This is a genomic window from Vibrio azureus, from assembly GCF_002849855.1.
GTDB lineage: Bacteria > Pseudomonadota > Gammaproteobacteria > Enterobacterales > Vibrionaceae > Vibrio > Vibrio azureus.
The window spans coordinates 665872-683152 of sequence record NZ_CP018616.1 but is presented as its reverse complement, the minus strand read 5'-3'; the positions used below and the strand labels follow the sequence as shown (position 1 = coordinate 683152).

Genomic DNA, 17281 nt, shown 5'->3' with positions numbered 1-17281 from the left:
TTGTACAAAAAAGGTCAGCAATTGCTGACCTTTTTAAGGAAGAAATCGTTATCTCTTACGAACGTGAGGTGCCGCTTTATCCAGAACACCGTTCACAAATTTGTGACTGTCTTCTGCTGCAAATACTTTAGCAAGCTCAATCGCTTCGTTGATCACAACTTTAAAAGGAACATCTTCACGACGAGTCATTTCATACATAGCAAGACGAAGCAAAGCCAGTTCCATCATATCTAGGTCTTGCATTGGGCGAGACACATATGGACGAATCTTGCTGTCTAACTCCATGTGGCTAAGTACGACACCGCTCAGTAGTTCACGGAAATAAGCGACGTCAGTTTCAGGAGCAGAAAGTGCTGGCTCTGATGCATGAAGTTCTTCTTCATCGTATTTATCGCCAGATAAAAACTGTTCTTCGATCGCGGCAACATTTTCTTTCGTTATTTGCCATGAATAGATCGCTTGTAGAGCGAATTGACGTGCATTACGACGTGCGGCTGGTTTCACGCTGGCCCCCATTAGGAATCAATTTCAGATAGTACATTAATCATTTCAAGTGCGCTTAGTGCAGCCTCTGCACCTTTATTACCAGCCTTGGTTCCTGCGCGTTCAATCGCTTGATCGATCGTATCAACAGTCAGTACACCGAATGCTACTGGAAGACTGTATTCCAGAGAAACTTGTGCAAGACCTTTGTTACACTCACTACAAACATAGTCAAAATGAGGCGTGCCGCCACGAATTACAGAACCAAGAGAAACGATAGCATCGAATTTACCGGTTTTTGCAACACGCTGAGCCACTAGAGGCAGCTCTACCGCACCAGGACAACGAACAACGGTAATATTGTCTTCGCTAACTTGTCCGTGACGCTTTAGTGTATCGATCGCACCAGAAAGAAGACTTTCGTTAATAAAACTGTTGAAGCGAGAAATCACGATAGCAATTTTTGCATTTGGCGCTGGTAAGCTACCCTCGATCACTTTCATAAGCTTTCCTTTGACTATATTTTTAAGTGAAAATTGTTCATCAAGTGAGAACCGACGGATTCTAGCACAATGTTGTGAGCAATATCTATGGAAATTAGTTCTCTATTCACTCATCTTGATGAATCATGACTCTTTAAGACCCAAAAGAGTTGAAGCTATTCACACACATACTCAACCACATGGAGGCCAAATCCCCCAAGAGCATGGTACTTCTTGTTTGTCGAGGATAATAAACGCATATCTCGAATACCTAAATCTGCCAAGATTTGTGAGCCAACCCCAACACGACGGCTCGTGCCATATCGCCTAGCAGGCTTAGGCGCTTTACTATTGTCCTGTGCTTCAAACATTTTGACGCGATGAAGCAAGTGTTCCGTTGACTCTTCGTAGCTCAGTACCACAAGAACGCCGCCTTCTTGGCTAATACGTTGCATGGCTTTATTCAGCGTCCAGTGGCATTCAGTATCCCTTTCACCGCGCAAGACATCGGTAAATACATCTTGTAAGTGGACTCGAACCAAAGGCGCTTGATCTTTTAATTCACCTCGGCACATAGCGTAATGAACTTGGTTATCAATGGTGTCTTTATATGTGACAAGGGTAAACTCACCATATTCTGTTGGCATTTTACATTGCGCAACACGCTCAATAGTGGTTTCAGTATGGTTACGATATTCAATTAAGTCGGCAATAGTACCCAGTTTTAAGCCATGTTGCTCGGCAAAAACCTCGAGATCTGGACGGCGCGCCATCGTGCCATCATCATTAAGGATTTCAACAATAACAGAGGCGGGTTCTAAACCAGCCAAACGGGCTAAATCACATCCAGCTTCAGTATGTCCTGCGCGAGTCAGTACTCCACCTTCTTGCGCAGCCAAGGGAAAAATATGTCCCGGTTGAACCAAATCAGACGACGTTGCCTCTGCAGCAACCGCGACTTGAATAGTATGTGCTCTATCGGCTGCAGAGATCCCAGTAGTGACACCTTCGGCAGCCTCAATCGAAACCGTAAAGTTCGTCGTGTATTGGGCATTATTATCTTGCACCATTGGCGGTAAACCTAATCGCGCGCACCGAGCTTGAGTCATGGTCAGGCAGATTAAACCTCGGCCATATTTCGCCATAAAGTTGATTGATTCTGGGGTAATGTGCTCAGCAGCCATGATCAAATCGCCTTCATTTTCACGATCTTCATCGTCCATGAGGATAACCATTTTACCTGCGCGAATATCATCAATAATCTCTTTTGGCGTACTAATTGGCATAGTGTTTACTTCCGTTCTTCAACTATTTAAATACAGACATCATCTTTAAGCCATTTGTGATCAACCATGGGGGTCAGCAAATGGTAAACAACAGAAAAAGCGGCTTAAGCAAAGCCGTTTTTTTGTAAAAAATCCATTGTAATTTTGGACTGCGGTGACGCTTCTTGCTGCCCGAGTAGCAAACGCTCCATATAACGCGCGAGCACATCTACTTCTAAATTTACTCGACGCCCAACCTGAAATTGGTCGATCGTCGTCTCTTCACTGGTGTGCGGTACGATCGTCAGTTTAAATCCGTTTTTACGCAGATCATTGACCGTTAAACTGATGCCATCGACGGTTATCGAGCCTTTTTCTGCCACGTATTTACTCAAGTTTTCAGGCATTTCTAGCCACAACTCAATCGCTCGCCCAACGTGGTTGCGTTCAACGATCGTTCCAACACCATCGACGTGACCTGAGACAATATGCCCACCAAAACGCGTTGTCGGCAACATCGCTTTCTCAAGATTAACTTTATCGCCGACTTGGTAGTCTGCAAATCCGGTTTTGTTGAGAGTCTCTAGTGACAGATCCGCGCGGTAATAATGATCACCGAATTCTACAACAGTTAAACAAACACCATTAGTGGCGATACTGTCACCTAGCTTAACATCGGACATATCCAGTTTGCCGACTTCTACCGTAACCGTAACATCTTGCCCCTTTGGGGTAACAGCCGCTAACGTGCCAACGGCTTCTATAATTCCTGTGAACATAATGCTTCTTTTTCGTTCTCGTTGTGTTTTAAGCTAGCAGTAATACGGATATCTTTGCCAACTTGCCTGACATCCGTAATTTCTAAGTCAATCACTTGTGACATATGGGTCAAACCCAGTGCTCCAAGCAAGCCTCTGCCATCACTGCCCATGATTTTGGGTGCCAAGTAGATCACTAACTCATCAACAAGGTTAGCTTGAATCAGTGAACTTGCGAGGGTTGGCCCAGCTTCCACCCATAAATGGTGTAACGAATGCTGGTTTGCTAGGGTAAAAAGCGTTTTATTTAAGTCAAGGCGTCCATCTTCATTCAGTTGAGGAATAACCTCGCCCTTTTGGCTAACAATAATGCGTTTACCATCGGTCTTAAAGAGCGCTAAATCCTGATGCAGCTGACCTTGTCGGTCTAAGATCACTCGCGGCGGCTGCCTAACGTCATTCTGCTGGTAGCAAGTTTGCACACTAGCTGGGAGCTCTTGCCAACGAATATTAAGTGAAGCATCATCTGCGACGACAGTTTTGCTTGTCGACAAGATAGCCCCACTCATCGCTCGGTAGCGCTGAACATCTTGTCGAGCCATAGGAGACGTTATCCACTGACTTTGACCGTTTTGTAAGGCACTCTGACCATCCAAACTCGCCGCCATCTTCAATTGAACAAATGGCATGCCTGTTTTCATGAATTTAATAAACCCACGATTCAGTGCCAACGCTTCTCCTTCAAGCAAGCCGACTTGTACCTCTATACCGGCCTCTTTGAGCATTTGAATCCCTCTTCCCGCCACTTGGGGGTTAGGGTCTTGCATCGCACACACAACTCGGGAAACGTTCGCTTTGATCAAGCCTTCCGCACAAGGAGGGGTTCTACCGTAATGTGAACAAGGTTCGAGAGTCACATAAGCCGTCGCGCCTTCTGCAAGCTCACCGGCCATGCGGAGTGCATGGACTTCAGCATGGGGCTCACCCGCACGGTGGTGATACCCTTCCCCAACCATCTTGCCATCACGAACAATAACGCAACCCACATTTGGATTGGGTGCCGTCGTATAGATACCACGTTGTGCCAATTTCAGAGCACGAGACATCATCTTGATATCAAAAGGAGTAAACTCAACGGCTGACGTATTTTGCGACATAATCTACTTATCTTAGGCTAATCAATCTTCAAGGCGTGCAATTTCTTCGCCAAATTCACGTATATCTTCAAAACTGCGATAGACCGAAGCAAAGCGGATATAAGCCACTTTGTCCAAATCTCTCAGTTGTTCCATGACAAGGTTGCCAATCATTTCACTGGATACTTCACGTTCACCTGTTGCACGCAGTTTCGATTTAATCATACTGATCGCCAATTCAATCGCATCTGCGCTGACTGGACGTTTTTCTAGGGCACGCTGAACACCGCCAACCATTTTATCTTCATTAAACGGCTCACGATTACCATTGGATTTAATCACCTTCGGCATCACCAGCTCAGCCGTTTCAAACGTAGTAAAACGTTCGTTACATGCAAGACATTGACGTCGGCGACGCACCTGATGTCCGTCTGCGACTAATCGAGAATCAATCACTTTTGTATCGTTCTCTGAACAAAAAGGACAATGCATATCACCTCCAAATAAAGTGCAATTGGATTCAGTTCAAAAGCAGAGACTAGTGTAGCGGAATTGTAATGTGAGAGAAAACAAAAAGGGACATCTCTGCCCCTTTCAGGTTAATTTGATTGATCGCTGACTTTAGTGGTGTATTTTTCAGCAATTAATGGGCTGTTATCTCGCGGGTCCAAAAAGGTGTTGAGATCACCCAACCCAATATTATGAACGGATCAAATAGTCTGCTTTTCCAACCCATTTATAACTGGTCAGTTCTTCAAGTCCCATTGGTCCACGGGCATGAAGTTTTTGCGTAGACACTGCGACTTCAGCACCTAAACCAAATTGGGCGCCATCGGTAAAGCGTGTCGAAGCATTCACATACACCGCAGCAGAACCCACAGAGTTAATAAATAATTCAGCATTTACCAAGCTGTTAGTCATGATGGCATCGGAGTGGCTGGCATTATGCACTCGCATATGCTCAATCGCTGTTTTGACATCAGGCACGATTTTCACACCGAGTGTATAACTGAGCCATTCCGTATCAAAGTCGCCCTCTTCCGCATCACGAATTTGACAAGTATCCATCCATTTTTTTGCGTTAGGCTCTGCCACAAAAGTGACTTTATCTTGCAAACGATCCACCAGCATCGATAAGAAAGGGGCCGCGACTTCTTCATGAACCAAAAGAGTATCCAGTGCGTTACAAGCCGATGGACGTTGCACTTTAGCGTTTTCGACAACATCCAGTGCTCGTTCAAGATCCGCCGATTCATCAATGAAAATATGACTGATACCAAACCCCCCGATGATCACAGGGATAGTGCTATTTTCTTGGCACATTTTATGTAAACCCGCTCCACCACGTGGAATGATCATATCAACGTACTCATCCAACTTTAATAGTTGAGATACCCACTCACGCTCTGGTTTTTCTATATATTGTACCGATGCGGCTGGCAGATTTGCTTTCGCCAGCGCCGATTGAATCACTTTAACCAGCTCCATATTGGAGAAAAATGTCTCTTTACCGCCACGTAGAATGCTGGCATTGCCTGTTTTTAGACACAAAGCGGCAATATCAATGGTCACATTAGGGCGTGCTTCGTAAATCACACCGACCACCCCGAGAGGAACACGACGACGAGACAAAGACATCCCATTTTCTAGGACTTTGCTGTCTATCTCGCTGCCAACTGGATCATTGAGGCTAATCACATTACGCACATCATTAGCAATACCAGCCAAACGCTCTTCGTTAAGCAATAGGCGATCGATCAAAGCTTCCGTCAGCCCTGCCTCACGAGCAAGTTCGATGTCTTTTGCATTCGCTGCCAAAATAACATCAACATTAGCTTCCAATTCATCAGCAATAACAGCCAGTGCTTGATTCTTTTGAGCTGTTGATGCAGTCGCAAGTTGAAAAGCCGCTTCTTTTGCCGCTTTTCCCATATTGGTTAAATCCACTTTACTTCCCTCGATGATTATTCTTGAATGACGACAAGGTCATCACGATGAATCACTTCTGAACCGTAGTCATGGCCCAAAATAGTAATAATATCTTTACTGTGTTTACCCGCAATGCTGGCAAGGTCGGTACTGGAATAAGCGCTAATACCACGGGCGACTAATTGTCCAGCGAGATTGGTTACTCGTGCCACTTCTCCGCGAGAGAAATCGCCTCTCACTTGCAGCACTCCTTTTGCCAGTAGACTACTGCCCTTGCCAACCACCGCTTTAACCGCACCCTCATCGATAACAATATCGCCCGCTGCTGCAGGGCCTGCCAAAATCCAACGTTTACGGTTTTCTAACGCTTCTTCACAGGGTAAGAATCGCGTACCTTGTGGCTCAGTACTCAAAGAATCGAAAATAACGTTCGGGGCACTGCCTGCGGCGATGATAACTTCAATACCAGCACGACGAGCGATGTCTGCGGCTTGCAGCTTAGTCGCCATCCCGCCAGTTCCTAACGTTGTTCCACTGCCACCCGCGATTTTGCGTAACGTGTCATCAATGGTTTTGACTTCTTTGATCAATTCAGCGTTAGGGTCTTTACGAGGGTCAGCGGTAAAAAGGCCTTTTTGGTCCGTTAACAGCAGTAACTTATTCGCCCCACATAAGATTCCAACTAATGCGGATAAATTATCATTGTCACCGACTTTAATCTCTGTTGTCGCCACCGCATCGTTTTCATTGACGATTGGAATGATATCGTTTTCAACCAGTGCATTAATGGTGTCTCGAGCATTGAGAAAGCGCTCACGATCGTCAAGGTCAGCTCGGGTCAGCAGCATTTGACCGATTTTGATGCCATAGATATCAAACAGCGACTCCCATGTTTGAATCAAGCGACTCTGCCCAACAGCCGCCAACAATTGCTTGCTCGCCATGGCATTGGGCAATGCGGGGTAACCAAGGTGTTCTCGGCCTGCAGCAATGGCACCTGAGGAAACCATTACCACTCGATGACCTTGTTTTTTTAGCTCTGCACATTGACGGGCTAACTCGACCATATGTGCTCGATCTAACGCCAACGTGCCACCGGTAAGCACACTTGTACCCAATTTCACAACCACAGTCTGTGATTGCGCAATGCTTGAATTCTGTTGATTCATTGTCATGGTGTCTTCTGATATGAAAAACAAATAATAGATTGGATGTTTTATCAATCAAACGGGGATTTAACAAGCAGAAAAGGCACGAAAAACGTACCTTTTTTGTATCTGAGGTTGTACCAAGCCTAGTTCATTAAGCGAACTCAAACGACTCTGTATGATAGTCCACAGTAAGTTTGAAGTGCTTTTCAAGTGTATCGATCAGTTTTTTATGGAAGGTACTTTGTGTCCCGTAGACTTCGTTAATAACGTTTTCTGGTAACGGGTCTGGCATCCAAACACCATCTTTGTTGTATTTCCCGATATGATATTTGGCAGTAAAGCCACCTTCTTCACGGGCCTCAAGATCCATCCACCATCCCCAGAACTCCCGTTTTTCTGGTGATTTCTTGTCATCGACACAAACGGATAAACAATCGAAGTAATAATGGCCTTCTTGCGACTGAGGTTCACGTAAATACGGCCCCACCGCTTTTAGTTTTGACATAAGACGAAAATGAGTCGGTCCCTGAGTTGTCGCAGGCATAAGAATCTCCATTTCTATAGCAAGTCTAATTCGTTATCAAAGGTAATAATTATTTTTCTATTAAAGTGCATTAAAGGGATGGGATTGGCTCATCATATCTAATAATGAGCCTAAATGTTGAGTGCTGCAGAGGTAATATGGCAACGAAATCGCCATCGACCCAAGACTTATAATCCATACAAGCAACAACACTATGCCTGTTCAGCGAGATGGTGTTGAGCGTATGTGTGCACTTCCACATGCCCTTTATAAGTCTTGACTAGATTAAACCGTTTGTCATCTTAATAATTCGTCCTCCAACCACTTTATCGCCAAATCGAGGGATTGCTCATAACCTTTTGTAATTGTTTTGGAACAAATTTTCTTTGCCTGACCATATTGGCTAAAAAGCGCAACCAGCTTGTTATCACTCAATGGCGATACAGGATCTCCTTCTAAACTCAGCGCTAAGATAGGCACTTTTGTTTTACGGCTGGTTAGAAAACCTTGTACTTTTAGCGACCAAGCCATCATTTGCCCAGCTAAGCTACGAATATCAACAGGCCCTTTACCTAAACGCGAAGCGAGCAAATCCAAGTACATTTTGGGCATTTCTTGTAATTTTTTAGGCGAGGAGAAGATATCGTGAACCGGAGCGCCAAGCGCCACACACGCTTTAATTTTATCTTGTTCCAAAAATGAAAGGCGGATCATCGCATTACCACCAAAGCGAAAACCAAGCAGACCGACTCGATGGTGATCCACCCACGGCAAAGAAAACAATTCATGCAAAATGGCCTGATGCAAACAGCTAGAATCTTCCGTCAGTGGCCAATGATTACTGTGACCTACCGAAGGCATATCTATCGTAAGCATTGCGATGTCTTTCGGAGCAAGGTGGTTTCGAAACAAACGCCACATATCGGTTTGTAAGCTATCTAGCCCACCACTCACCATCACCACCGGTAATTGCTTATCGGTACGAGGCAAATGTAAATTCACGATAATCTTATGCTTTTGAAAAGGCACTTCAATTTGTTTAATCGTATACCGCGTCTTTTCTGAGCCTTGCACATAGGCCTTGTTCGCTAACAATTGCGCTTGGTGAGCAAGATTGTCACCTTTAAGGTGAGGATAACCAGCAATACTAAAACATAAAGAAGCATTAAACAGCTCATCTGCCGCTTGTTCTGCTGCCATGTCTTGCGCTCTGCGTTGATGCTCCATGCCGAGCTTTATCCACTCAAAGGCCCAATTACCACTGTGATAGCCCATCACAGTATCTAACCAATTATCCTGAGTACGAGAGTTCTGCGAAGAAGAAATTTTTGACAGTACCTCGTCCATTTCAATCGGACATATTCCTTGCCATACCCATTGAAGACGCCTTAAGTGGCGATACCAAGCGCCTTGTTCAAACTCGCCTCTTTCATCCAAGAGCTTTTGGCTGGTTGGCATATATCGGGTCAACGCTGACGTCTCTTTCGCTTGCTTGTGTTTGACAAACAAAGTTTCGGAAAGGTTTTTACTGGTGTCTTCTGACATAAGGAGGATTCCAGGCAAGTAGCAATAGCGATAATAATAATAAAAAAAATACCCCGATAACGGGGTATTTCTCAAGATTTTTTGTGCAAACTTATTTTCGCTTGCGATTTACTGGCTCGACATACTGAATCGACATGTCCCAAGGTTGCTCAATCCATGTTTCTTGAGCAATATCGACCACGTAGTCATCCAGAAGCTCTTTACCCGATGGTTTAGCACATACCGCGATAAGTTTTGCTTTCGGGTACATCTCACGCAATTTACGCGCCGTGTCGCCGCTATCAACAAGGTCTTCAATGATCAAGTAACCTTCACCATCACCTTCTGGTGCTTTTAATACGCTCATATCACGCTGGTGATCATGGTCGTAGCTAGAGATACAGATAGTATCGACGTAACGAATGCCAAGTTCACGTGCTAATATCGCTCCAGGAACTAGACCACCTCGGCTCACAGCCCAAATGCCTTTCCATTGCTCAGCTGGCATTTGTTTTTCAGCCAATTCACGGCAGTAAGTCTGCATCGCGTCCCAAGTGATAATGAATTTCTGACTCATTTTAATAACCTAATAATTTCAAGTATTCACCTCCTCACACCAAAATGACCATGCAAATACGCAGTGGACCATTTTGTTACTCATTGAGGAGACTGGAATTTAGAGCTGCTTAGCCAGCGATTGTACCGAAACTGCTGGTTGATATCAAAGTTCAAGCACTTTGCCTCTCACAGTTACATAGCCATCAAATAAAAGAAGCTAAATTGCTGGATAAATCACACAAATCCAAAAAACAAAACCGATGTAAGCCTTCACTCACATCGATTATTAATTTCAAATTAACCAAAGATGTACTTAATAATAAAGATAGCGGCCATTAGCCAAACACTTAGCGAAACATCACGCCCTTTACCACTTAACAGTTTAATCGCAGCATAAGCGATAAAGCCTAAAGAGATACCTTCTGCAATCGAGAAAGTCAGTGGCATGACCAAACAAGTGACGACCACTGGAGCCGCTTCAGTGAGATCACGCCAATCGACAGAAACGAGGCCCGATAACATCAAAATAGCAACGTAGAATAATGCACCTGATGTCGCATAAGCTGGAATCATACCCGCAAGAGGAGAAAACAGTAGCGCCAGTAAGAAGAGAACGCCAACAACAACCGCAGTAAGACCCGTTCGACCACCAGCAGCCACACCAGAAACGCTTTCGATATAAGAAGTGGTGTTTGACGTCCCTAGTACTGCACCGACAGAAGTTGCCGTTGAGTCAGCAAGAAGTGCTTTATTCAAACGAGGAATATTGCCTTTCTCATCCGTCAGGCCTGCTTTTTGTGAGACGCCAACCAACGTACCTGCAGTATCAAATAAATCGACGAATAAGAAAGCAAATACAACCGAAATCATCCCCACTTCAAAGAGACCAGAAAAGTCTAATTGCATGAAAGTTGGCGCAATGCTTGGCGGCATTGACATCACTCCAGCCCACTGTACGTCACCAAAAATAAGCGCCAGAATCGTCACCGCTAGGATAGCGATCATCACCGCCCCTTTCACACCGCGATGAACTAAAGCAATCGTCAAGAAAAAGCCCAGCGCAGCAAGGACAGATTGCAGTGAAGTGATATTGCCCATTGAAACTAGGGTCGCTGGGTTATCGACAACCACGCCAGCATTTTTAAGAGCAATAAAGGCAAGAAATAGGCCGATACCTGCTGTGATACCAGTACGCAAAGAAAGTGGGATCGAATTAATGATCCACTCACGAATTTTGAACACACTCAGAAAGATAAATAGGACACCAGACACAAAAACAGCCGCCAATGCAACTTGCCATGTATAGCCCATGCCTAATACAACCGAATAGGTAAAGAAAGCATTCAACCCCATACCCGGCGCTTGAGCAATTGGGTAATTAGCGACGAGCCCCATGATAAAACAGCCAATAGCCGCAGCAAGACAGGTCGCAACAAAAACGGCACCGCGATCCATACCCGTGTCAGCAAGGATGGCTGGGTTTACAAAAATAATGTAAGCCATAGTTAGGAAGGTAGTAATACCTGCGATGATCTCAGTGCGCACATTGGTGCCATTCTCACTAAGTTTAAAAAGCCTTTCGAGCATGTTCGAATCCTGTAAAAGGTAAAAATTAAACGGTTGCGTAATCGATTGGCCGCAATTATAAAGTTATCAAATCACAAATTCCAGATAGAATTTTTATCTAAGCTAGATTTTTTCCTCAAATAAGATTGACAAACAAGAAAAAAGAAAAGATATAAATAAAAATCCCTTTAATTAACAACAACTAATAACAAAAACACCAACATAGCCCCATGAGTGAAAAACAATCAATGTTTTAAACTTTCAAACCCAAAACAGCCTATTATGCTATCAGTTCCTGTACAAAAGAGAGCTTTAATAAACTGCCTTATTATTCTTTCTAAACATCTGCAATATCACGACTTTAGCAAGATAATTAAGGGGGGATATCCCCAAATCACCTCAGATGCTGAACTCAACGAAACGTCTTTTTCAGGCGCTTCACCAAGCTAAAATCTTACGTCAGACAACATGGAAATAGAGTATGAGTATAAAAATTAGAGCATTGAGGAAAGATAGAAATGTTGAAAAAGATAGCAGTATTAAGAATAAGATAGATAAAAAAACGCCACTCAACGATGAGTGGCGGCGAATTATTTCAGCAGAAACTGACTAGCAGTAGAAACTGATTAGAAATTCCAATTTATGGGGTGAACAATCTGTTCAAGTCACATGCTTTGACTTCAATTAGTAACCAAAGCTTGTTGGGTAAGCAAAGTTACTGGTAAAAATTGAATCGTAATTCCAGAACATTGCACTTGGTAAACCTTTCATAAACATCACCTTTAAATCAATTCATTGTGTTAATTGGGTTGATTTCTCGGTTCCTTGGAGGCGATAAACGGACTCATCCTTTGAGCATTTGTTACTTTAATCATTTCATCATCATAAAGTGTGTTATCAATATAACATTAGGAAATTTATTTACAAGATAAAGTGACTTAAATCACAAAAATAAATCAAAAACTGACTAACCCCACCCTCATAGCTGTAATAAAACTACACAAGCCATATGCAACCAGATCTTAATTGACATTTCTTGTTTCACTATAAATTACCATTATTGACATTAAGCTCATTTAGTTGACAATCACTTTTTGACAAAGCTATTCGCTTAGAGCAACGACTACTCGCCAAGACCAACTAATGGTATGCTGGATGTCATCTAAAGCGTAAAATTCGCCGCATTTAATGCTGATATCCCCATAATGACTAGGGATTGCATTTGGCAAAACACATAAAAAGGAGTCTTCTGTGTCTGAATTCCATTCTGAGATCAGTGCGTTATCCCCAACTCCCCTTTGGCAGTTCTTCGATAAAATCTGTTCTATTCCTCACCCATCAAAGCATGAAGAAGCGCTTGCACAGTACATCGTTAACTGGGCAACGGAACAAGGTTTTGATGTACGACGTGACCCTACGGGCAACGTATTCATTAAAAAACCAGCAACGCCAGGCATGGAAAATAAAAAAGGCGTTGTACTTCAAGCGCACATCGATATGGTGCCGCAAAAAAATGAAGATACGGATCACGATTTTACCAAAGACCCAATTCAACCTTACATCGATGGTGAATGGGTAACAGCAAAAGGAACCACGTTAGGTGCCGACAACGGCATGGGTATGGCATCTTGTCTTGCTGTACTTGCTTCTAATGACATCAAACACGGCCCAATTGAAGTCTTGCTAACGATTGACGAAGAAGCGGGTATGACAGGTGCATTTGGTCTGGAACCAGGCTGGTTAGAAGGCGACATACTTCTGAATACCGATTCCGAGCAAGAAGGTGAAGTCTACATGGGTTGTGCTGGTGGTATCGATGGTGAAATGACATTCGATATTACTCGCGATTCACTTCCTGCAGGTTTTGTTACTCGTCAACTCACTCTAAAAGGTTTAAAAGGCGGTCACTCAGGATGTGACATCCATACGGGCCGTGGAAACGCAAATAAGCTGATTGGTCGTTTCTTAGCTGGACATGCCCAAGAATTAGATCTGCGTCTTATCGAATTCCGTGGTGGTAGCCTGCGTAATGCTATACCGCGTGAAGCATTTGTTACTGTTGCTCTTCCACAAGAAAATCAAGCTAAATTAGCCGAGCTGTTCCAAAACTACACAGCACTTTTAACGGCAGAACTTGGTAAAGTAGAAACCAACATTGTCACCTTCAACGAAGCAATGACTACCGATGCGAAGGTGTTTGCAGTAGCCGATCAACAACGCTTCATTGCCGCACTCAATGCTTGTCCAAATGGTGTGATGCGCATGAGTGACGAAATAGAAGGCGTGGTTGAAACATCGCTCAATGTAGGTGTGATTACCACGGAAGAAAACAAAGTCACAGTCCTGTGCCTTGTTCGTTCATTGATTGATTCTGGCCGTAGTCAAGTAGAAAGCATGCTTCATTCAGTAGCAGAGCTAGCAGGTGCAAGCATTGAGTTTTCTGGTGCTTATCCGGGCTGGAAACCTGATGCGGATTCAGAGATCATGGCGATCTTCCGTGATATGTATGAAGGCATTTACGGCCACAAGCCAAACATTATGGTGATCCATGCGGGCCTTGAATGTGGCTTATTTAAAGAACCTTACCCAAATATGGATATGGTCTCTTTTGGACCAACCATTAAATTCCCTCATTCACCAGATGAAAAAGTGAAAATTGATACTGTTCAACTTTTCTGGGATCAAATGGTTGCTCTACTAGAAGCTATCCCTGAAAAAGCCTAATTAGCAAAATAGCCTAATGGCGAGAAAGCTAAAACGAACGCTAAAACACAAGGGGCACTGTCTGTGCCCCTTTCTTGTTTGAGTCAGAATTTATACTCGGTTTTGGCTATAAGCCATTAACTCATCTATCGATGTTTGTGCAACCACTTCACCATCAATGTAATAAGTCACAAATTCACCTTCACGCACACCCATCAATGTCGCTTTATCGCCATTGTTGTAAGTAATGTCCATCATCACCGTGCTTTCATCAATCTGATGCATCTGGCCTTTTTCAATAATACGGTTATTTGTAATAGGGCCAACTGGAGCCGTGGTCAGAGATTTATCCAACTTGTGGTTAATATCAAGGTAAGTATCCATCTTGGTATCAAAGATATGAGGTTTACCATTGATTGGGTTTTTCCCCGTCCAGAACTCAAGAGAGTTAAACACGATGTAATCAGCTGCAATAGCGACACCATAGATAGGTGCCATCAGCATGTTAAGTCCACCACGAGCGTAACGATTATCTACCGCTTTTAGGTTCACTTGCATCACATAACCTGTGACAGCATTACTACCAACGCAGCCAGACAGTGCAACCGTTGCAGCAGTCAACACGCCAACTTTAGCCATTACCTTATTCATTAGAGCCTCTCATTTGCATAACCTAGGGTCAAAAATTCGGCGCATCTTACTCAATATAAACCAGAGTTAAAAGTCAAAATCTAAAAAATAAAAAACGTTGTTTTTAATAAAAATCGGCAACCATTCATGCTATATATGCATTCACCATCAAAACTGAGAAATTCTATTTATTTATTACAAAAACAACCCCATTCTTGCTACAAACTAGCCATCATTGGCCAAAAATTGACCAGCTCGATAAAAAATATTGTTCGTCACAGTAAGAAGAATGATTAGTCCGATTGAATGGCTATTGCTACATTGTTGGTACTTAAATTGAACGATTTTATTTAACAGAGATGTGTTATGGCCAGAAGTAAAAAAAGCAAAGTGTTTGAGTTACTCGGACATCAAATCCAACCAGGACAGCGTTTAGAAACCGAGTTTGAAGCAGCACAACTTTACACCCATTCACCACTTTCTATTCCTGTAGAAGTGATTCATGGAGAGCAAGCAGGTCCGGTATTAATGATCAATGCAGCCATCCATGGTGATGAGCTCAATGGTGTTGAAGTCGTACGCCAAATGATCAACCTTTTAGACCCTAAAAAACTCAAAGGGACAGTGATTGCTGTACCTATCGTTAACGTTTTTGGTTTTATTCATAAGTCTCGCTACCTACCCGATCGTCGCGATCTTAACCGCTGTTTTCCTGGTAGTGAGAAAGGTGCTTTAGCTTCTCGCATGGCGCATGGCTTCTTCAATAATATAGCTAAACGCTGTGACTACATTCTAGATTTACATACTGGCGCAATTCACCGTACCAACTTGCCACAGATTCGCGCTAACTTAAGCAATCCAGAAACGTTACGTATTGCCAAAGCCTTTGCGACCCCTGTGATTGTCGATTCCGCCCTGCGGGATGGCTCGCTGCGCAGTGAGGCAGAAAAATGTGATATCCCTGTCCTTACCTACGAAGCGGGTGAAGCTTTGCGTTTTGATCCACTCTCAATTAGCGCAGGGGTATTAGGCGTTCAACGTGTGATGCAAGCGATTGGCATGCTTCGCGCCAGCCGTAAAAAACTACCAACACCGATCATCGCAAAATCGACCAGTTGGGTTCGTGCACCCGGTAACGGCATTTTACGAACTGTGGTAAACCTGGGTGATAAAGTTGAAGAAGGCGAAACTCTCGCTTACATCAGCTCTCCACTCGGTCATGATGAAGTTGAGCTGCTTGCCCCCAAAGGTGGTATTGTGATTGGCCAACAAACGTTACCACTCGTCAATGAAGGGGATGCTATTTTTCACCTTGCTTACTTCAAACAAGATGATGAAATGGTCGAACAAACGGTAGAAAGTTACATCGAAGAGCTGACTGAGCTGGATATTGAGCAGGTCACAACGGGCCAAATCCCTCTCGAAGTCACTCCGTAATTCAGTTTCTAAAGAGAAACAGACTTATTAGCAAATGATCTTTTGAACTCATTTTCGAGCTCACGTTTGCCGCGAATCGTTGGCAAGAGATACAAAGGTATAGATACAAAAAAGGCAGCTTAAGGAACCCCTTGCTGCCTTTCGTCATTACTGCTCGCTAACTCCGAGCAAGACCTCGATTACTCGTCATCCGCTTCTGCTTCGCGAGCTTTACGTTCCACTTGTTTACGTAATTTCGCCGCTAGTTGCTCTGCTTCACGCTCTTGACGTTGAACTGCTTTACGTTCGTTACGAACAACTTGGTTTTCAATGAAACCCGCCAGTTCTTTTTCAGCCCAAGCTTGTGCTTTCTCTTCACTCTCAAAACCCGTTTCACGCTTTGAAACGACCGTTTTACGTGACGTCACTTGGCGAGTGATCTCAGCGCTCCAACCATTACGTTTTTCAGTGACTCGAATAGCAAATTTTGGATTTTTAGACATGTTCTTTATTCCTAAGGGATTTAGGGCCTGCTGACCTTGTATTAGGGATTCGGTCAACGTGATTCACTCCATCGATGCTGAGTTGCTCAAGACCATCCCTTGTTAAGCGCGGTATTAGAGCACAAAAGTAATCGAAACGCTGCAAGTTTTTTATTTAGGTCCTAGTTCCTAGGGTCCTAGATCCTAGGTTTTAGGGTCCTAGGGCCTTCTTCCTAAGCGAAGCGCTCTGTATTCCGTATCCAGCCACATCCCCAAGCTCTAATCCAGTCCACAAAGCAAACAGCGCGCGCGAATCTAGGTCCTAGGGTCCTAGATCCTAGGTTTTAGGACCTTCCCTCTAAGCGAAGCGCTCTGTATTCCGTATTCAAGCCACATCCCCAAGCTCTAATCCAGTCCACAAAACAAACAGCGCGCGCGAATCTAGGTCCTAAGGCCTAGGATCCTAGGGTCCTAGGTTTTAGGGCCTTCCCCTAAGCGAAGCGCTCTGTATTCAAGCCACATCCCTAAACTCTAATCCGGTCCACAAAACAAACAGCGCGCACGAATCTAGGTCCTAGGGTCCTAGGGTCCTAGATCCTAGGACCTTCCCTCTAAGCGAAGCGCTCTGTATTCCGTATTCAAGCCACATCCCTAAGCTCTAATCCAGTCCACAAA

At 43.9% G+C, this 17281-nt stretch carries 17 protein-coding genes; 3 read left to right on the top strand and 14 right to left on the bottom strand.

The window, feature by feature from the left end; translation table 11 throughout:
* Positions 1-48: 48 nt before the first annotated feature.
* From nusB to BS333_RS03180, 12 genes are all read right to left on the bottom strand, one after another.
* Positions 49-516, bottom strand: coding sequence for a transcription antitermination factor NusB (nusB, locus tag BS333_RS03235; protein ID WP_021709198.1), 468 nt, complete (start codon positions 514-516; stop codon positions 49-51).
* Positions 516-986: a 6,7-dimethyl-8-ribityllumazine synthase gene (ribH, locus tag BS333_RS03230; RefSeq protein ID WP_021709199.1), complete on the bottom strand. Its 471-nt coding sequence runs from the start codon at positions 984-986 to the stop codon at positions 516-518. The genes nusB and ribH overlap by 1 nt, the downstream gene beginning before the upstream one ends.
* A 155-nt stretch (positions 987-1141) precedes the next feature.
* Entirely contained in the window at positions 1142-2251 is a 1110-nt protein-coding gene (gene ribBA / locus BS333_RS03225) for a bifunctional 3,4-dihydroxy-2-butanone-4-phosphate synthase/GTP cyclohydrolase II (RefSeq protein ID WP_021709200.1), read from the bottom strand.
* 104 nt (positions 2252-2355) lie between these two features.
* Positions 2356-3009, bottom strand: coding sequence for a riboflavin synthase (locus tag BS333_RS03220; RefSeq protein WP_021709201.1), 654 nt, complete (start codon positions 3007-3009; stop codon positions 2356-2358).
* Positions 2991-4145, bottom strand: coding sequence for a bifunctional diaminohydroxyphosphoribosylaminopyrimidine deaminase/5-amino-6-(5-phosphoribosylamino)uracil reductase RibD (gene ribD, locus BS333_RS03215; protein WP_021709202.1), 1155 nt, complete (start codon positions 4143-4145; stop codon positions 2991-2993). Before ribD ends, BS333_RS03220 begins: the two co-directional genes overlap by 19 nt.
* Positions 4146-4166: 21 nt before the next feature.
* A complete protein-coding gene (nrdR, locus tag BS333_RS03210; protein ID WP_021709203.1) occupies positions 4167-4616 on the bottom strand; it encodes a transcriptional regulator NrdR in 450 nt (149 codons plus the stop codon).
* Positions 4617-4823: 207 nt separating this feature from the next.
* Positions 4824-6071, bottom strand: coding sequence for a glutamate-5-semialdehyde dehydrogenase (locus tag BS333_RS03205; protein WP_021709204.1), 1248 nt, complete (start codon positions 6069-6071; stop codon positions 4824-4826).
* A 17-nt stretch (positions 6072-6088) separates the two neighbouring features.
* Positions 6089-7228: a glutamate 5-kinase gene (gene proB / locus BS333_RS03200; RefSeq protein ID WP_021709205.1), complete on the bottom strand. Its 1140-nt coding sequence runs from the start codon at positions 7226-7228 to the stop codon at positions 6089-6091.
* Between the two features lie 127 nt (positions 7229-7355).
* A complete protein-coding gene (crl, locus tag BS333_RS03195) occupies positions 7356-7748 on the bottom strand; it encodes a sigma factor-binding protein Crl (protein WP_021709206.1) in 393 nt (130 codons plus the stop codon).
* A gap of 276 nt (positions 7749-8024) precedes the next feature.
* On the bottom strand, positions 8025-9272 hold the full coding sequence (gene frsA, locus BS333_RS03190; protein ID WP_021709207.1) for an esterase FrsA: 1248 nt from the start codon (positions 9270-9272) through the stop codon (positions 8025-8027).
* A gap of 91 nt (positions 9273-9363) precedes the next feature.
* On the bottom strand, positions 9364-9828 hold the full coding sequence (gene gpt, locus BS333_RS03185; protein ID WP_021709208.1) for a xanthine phosphoribosyltransferase: 465 nt from the start codon (positions 9826-9828) through the stop codon (positions 9364-9366).
* A 278-nt stretch (positions 9829-10106) separates the two neighbouring features.
* A complete protein-coding gene (locus BS333_RS03180; protein WP_021709209.1) occupies positions 10107-11396 on the bottom strand; it encodes an NCS2 family permease in 1290 nt (429 codons plus the stop codon).
* Positions 11397-11856: 460 nt separating this feature from the next.
* Here BS333_RS03180 and BS333_RS22480 point away from each other — a divergent pair, with 460 nt between their 5' ends.
* Both BS333_RS22480 and BS333_RS03175 read left to right on the top strand, forming a co-directional pair.
* Complete coding sequence (locus BS333_RS22480; RefSeq protein WP_255209434.1) at positions 11857-11988, top strand: hypothetical protein; 132 nt, start codon at positions 11857-11859, stop codon at positions 11986-11988.
* 638 nt (positions 11989-12626) lie between these two features.
* Complete coding sequence (locus tag BS333_RS03175; RefSeq protein WP_021709210.1) at positions 12627-14099, top strand: aminoacyl-histidine dipeptidase; 1473 nt, start codon at positions 12627-12629, stop codon at positions 14097-14099.
* A gap of 90 nt (positions 14100-14189) precedes the next feature.
* Here the strand turns inward: BS333_RS03175 and BS333_RS03170 are convergent, their stop codons facing one another.
* Positions 14190-14729, bottom strand: coding sequence for a DUF3332 family protein (locus tag BS333_RS03170; RefSeq protein WP_021709211.1), 540 nt, complete (start codon positions 14727-14729; stop codon positions 14190-14192).
* 345 nt (positions 14730-15074) lie between these two features.
* Here BS333_RS03170 and BS333_RS03165 point away from each other — a divergent pair, with 345 nt between their 5' ends.
* Complete coding sequence (locus BS333_RS03165) at positions 15075-16145, top strand: succinylglutamate desuccinylase/aspartoacylase family protein (RefSeq protein ID WP_021709212.1); 1071 nt, start codon at positions 15075-15077, stop codon at positions 16143-16145.
* Positions 16146-16324: 179 nt separating this feature from the next.
* On the opposite strand, the gene BS333_RS03160 is transcribed toward BS333_RS03165, so the two are convergent.
* On the bottom strand, positions 16325-16627 hold the full coding sequence (locus BS333_RS03160) for a DUF3622 domain-containing protein (protein WP_021709213.1): 303 nt from the start codon (positions 16625-16627) through the stop codon (positions 16325-16327).
* Between the last annotated feature and the right edge of the window lie 654 nt (positions 16628-17281).

Bases quoted from the DNA above. Each gene is read 5' to 3' on its own strand.
- nusB (WP_021709198.1), bottom strand. From the start codon at position 516: ATGGGGGCCAGCGTGAAACCAGCCGCACGTCGTAATGCACGTCAATTC.
- ribH (WP_021709199.1), bottom strand. From the start codon at position 986: ATGAAAGTGATCGAGGGTAGCTTACCAGCGCCAAATGCAAAAATTGCT.
- ribBA (WP_021709200.1), bottom strand. From the start codon at position 2,251: ATGCCAATTAGTACGCCAAAAGAGATTATTGATGATATTCGCGCAGGT.
- BS333_RS03220 (WP_021709201.1), bottom strand. From the start codon at position 3,009: ATGTTCACAGGAATTATAGAAGCCGTTGGCACGTTAGCGGCTGTTACC.
- ribD (WP_021709202.1), bottom strand. From the start codon at position 4,145: ATGTCGCAAAATACGTCAGCCGTTGAGTTTACTCCTTTTGATATCAAG.
- nrdR (WP_021709203.1), bottom strand. From the start codon at position 4,616: ATGCATTGTCCTTTTTGTTCAGAGAACGATACAAAAGTGATTGATTCT.
- proB (WP_021709205.1), bottom strand. From the start codon at position 7,228: ATGACAATGAATCAACAGAATTCAAGCATTGCGCAATCACAGACTGTG.
- crl (WP_021709206.1), bottom strand. From the start codon at position 7,748: ATGCCTGCGACAACTCAGGGACCGACTCATTTTCGTCTTATGTCAAAA.
- frsA (WP_021709207.1), bottom strand. From the start codon at position 9,272: ATGTCAGAAGACACCAGTAAAAACCTTTCCGAAACTTTGTTTGTCAAA.
- gpt (WP_021709208.1), bottom strand. From the start codon at position 9,828: ATGAGTCAGAAATTCATTATCACTTGGGACGCGATGCAGACTTACTGC.
- BS333_RS03180 (WP_021709209.1), bottom strand. From the start codon at position 11,396: ATGCTCGAAAGGCTTTTTAAACTTAGTGAGAATGGCACCAATGTGCGC.
- BS333_RS22480 (WP_255209434.1), top strand. From the start codon at position 11,857: ATGAGTATAAAAATTAGAGCATTGAGGAAAGATAGAAATGTTGAAAAA.
- BS333_RS03170 (WP_021709211.1), bottom strand. From the start codon at position 14,729: ATGAATAAGGTAATGGCTAAAGTTGGCGTGTTGACTGCTGCAACGGTT.
- BS333_RS03165 (WP_021709212.1), top strand. From the start codon at position 15,075: ATGGCCAGAAGTAAAAAAAGCAAAGTGTTTGAGTTACTCGGACATCAA.
- BS333_RS03160 (WP_021709213.1), bottom strand. From the start codon at position 16,627: ATGTCTAAAAATCCAAAATTTGCTATTCGAGTCACTGAAAAACGTAAT.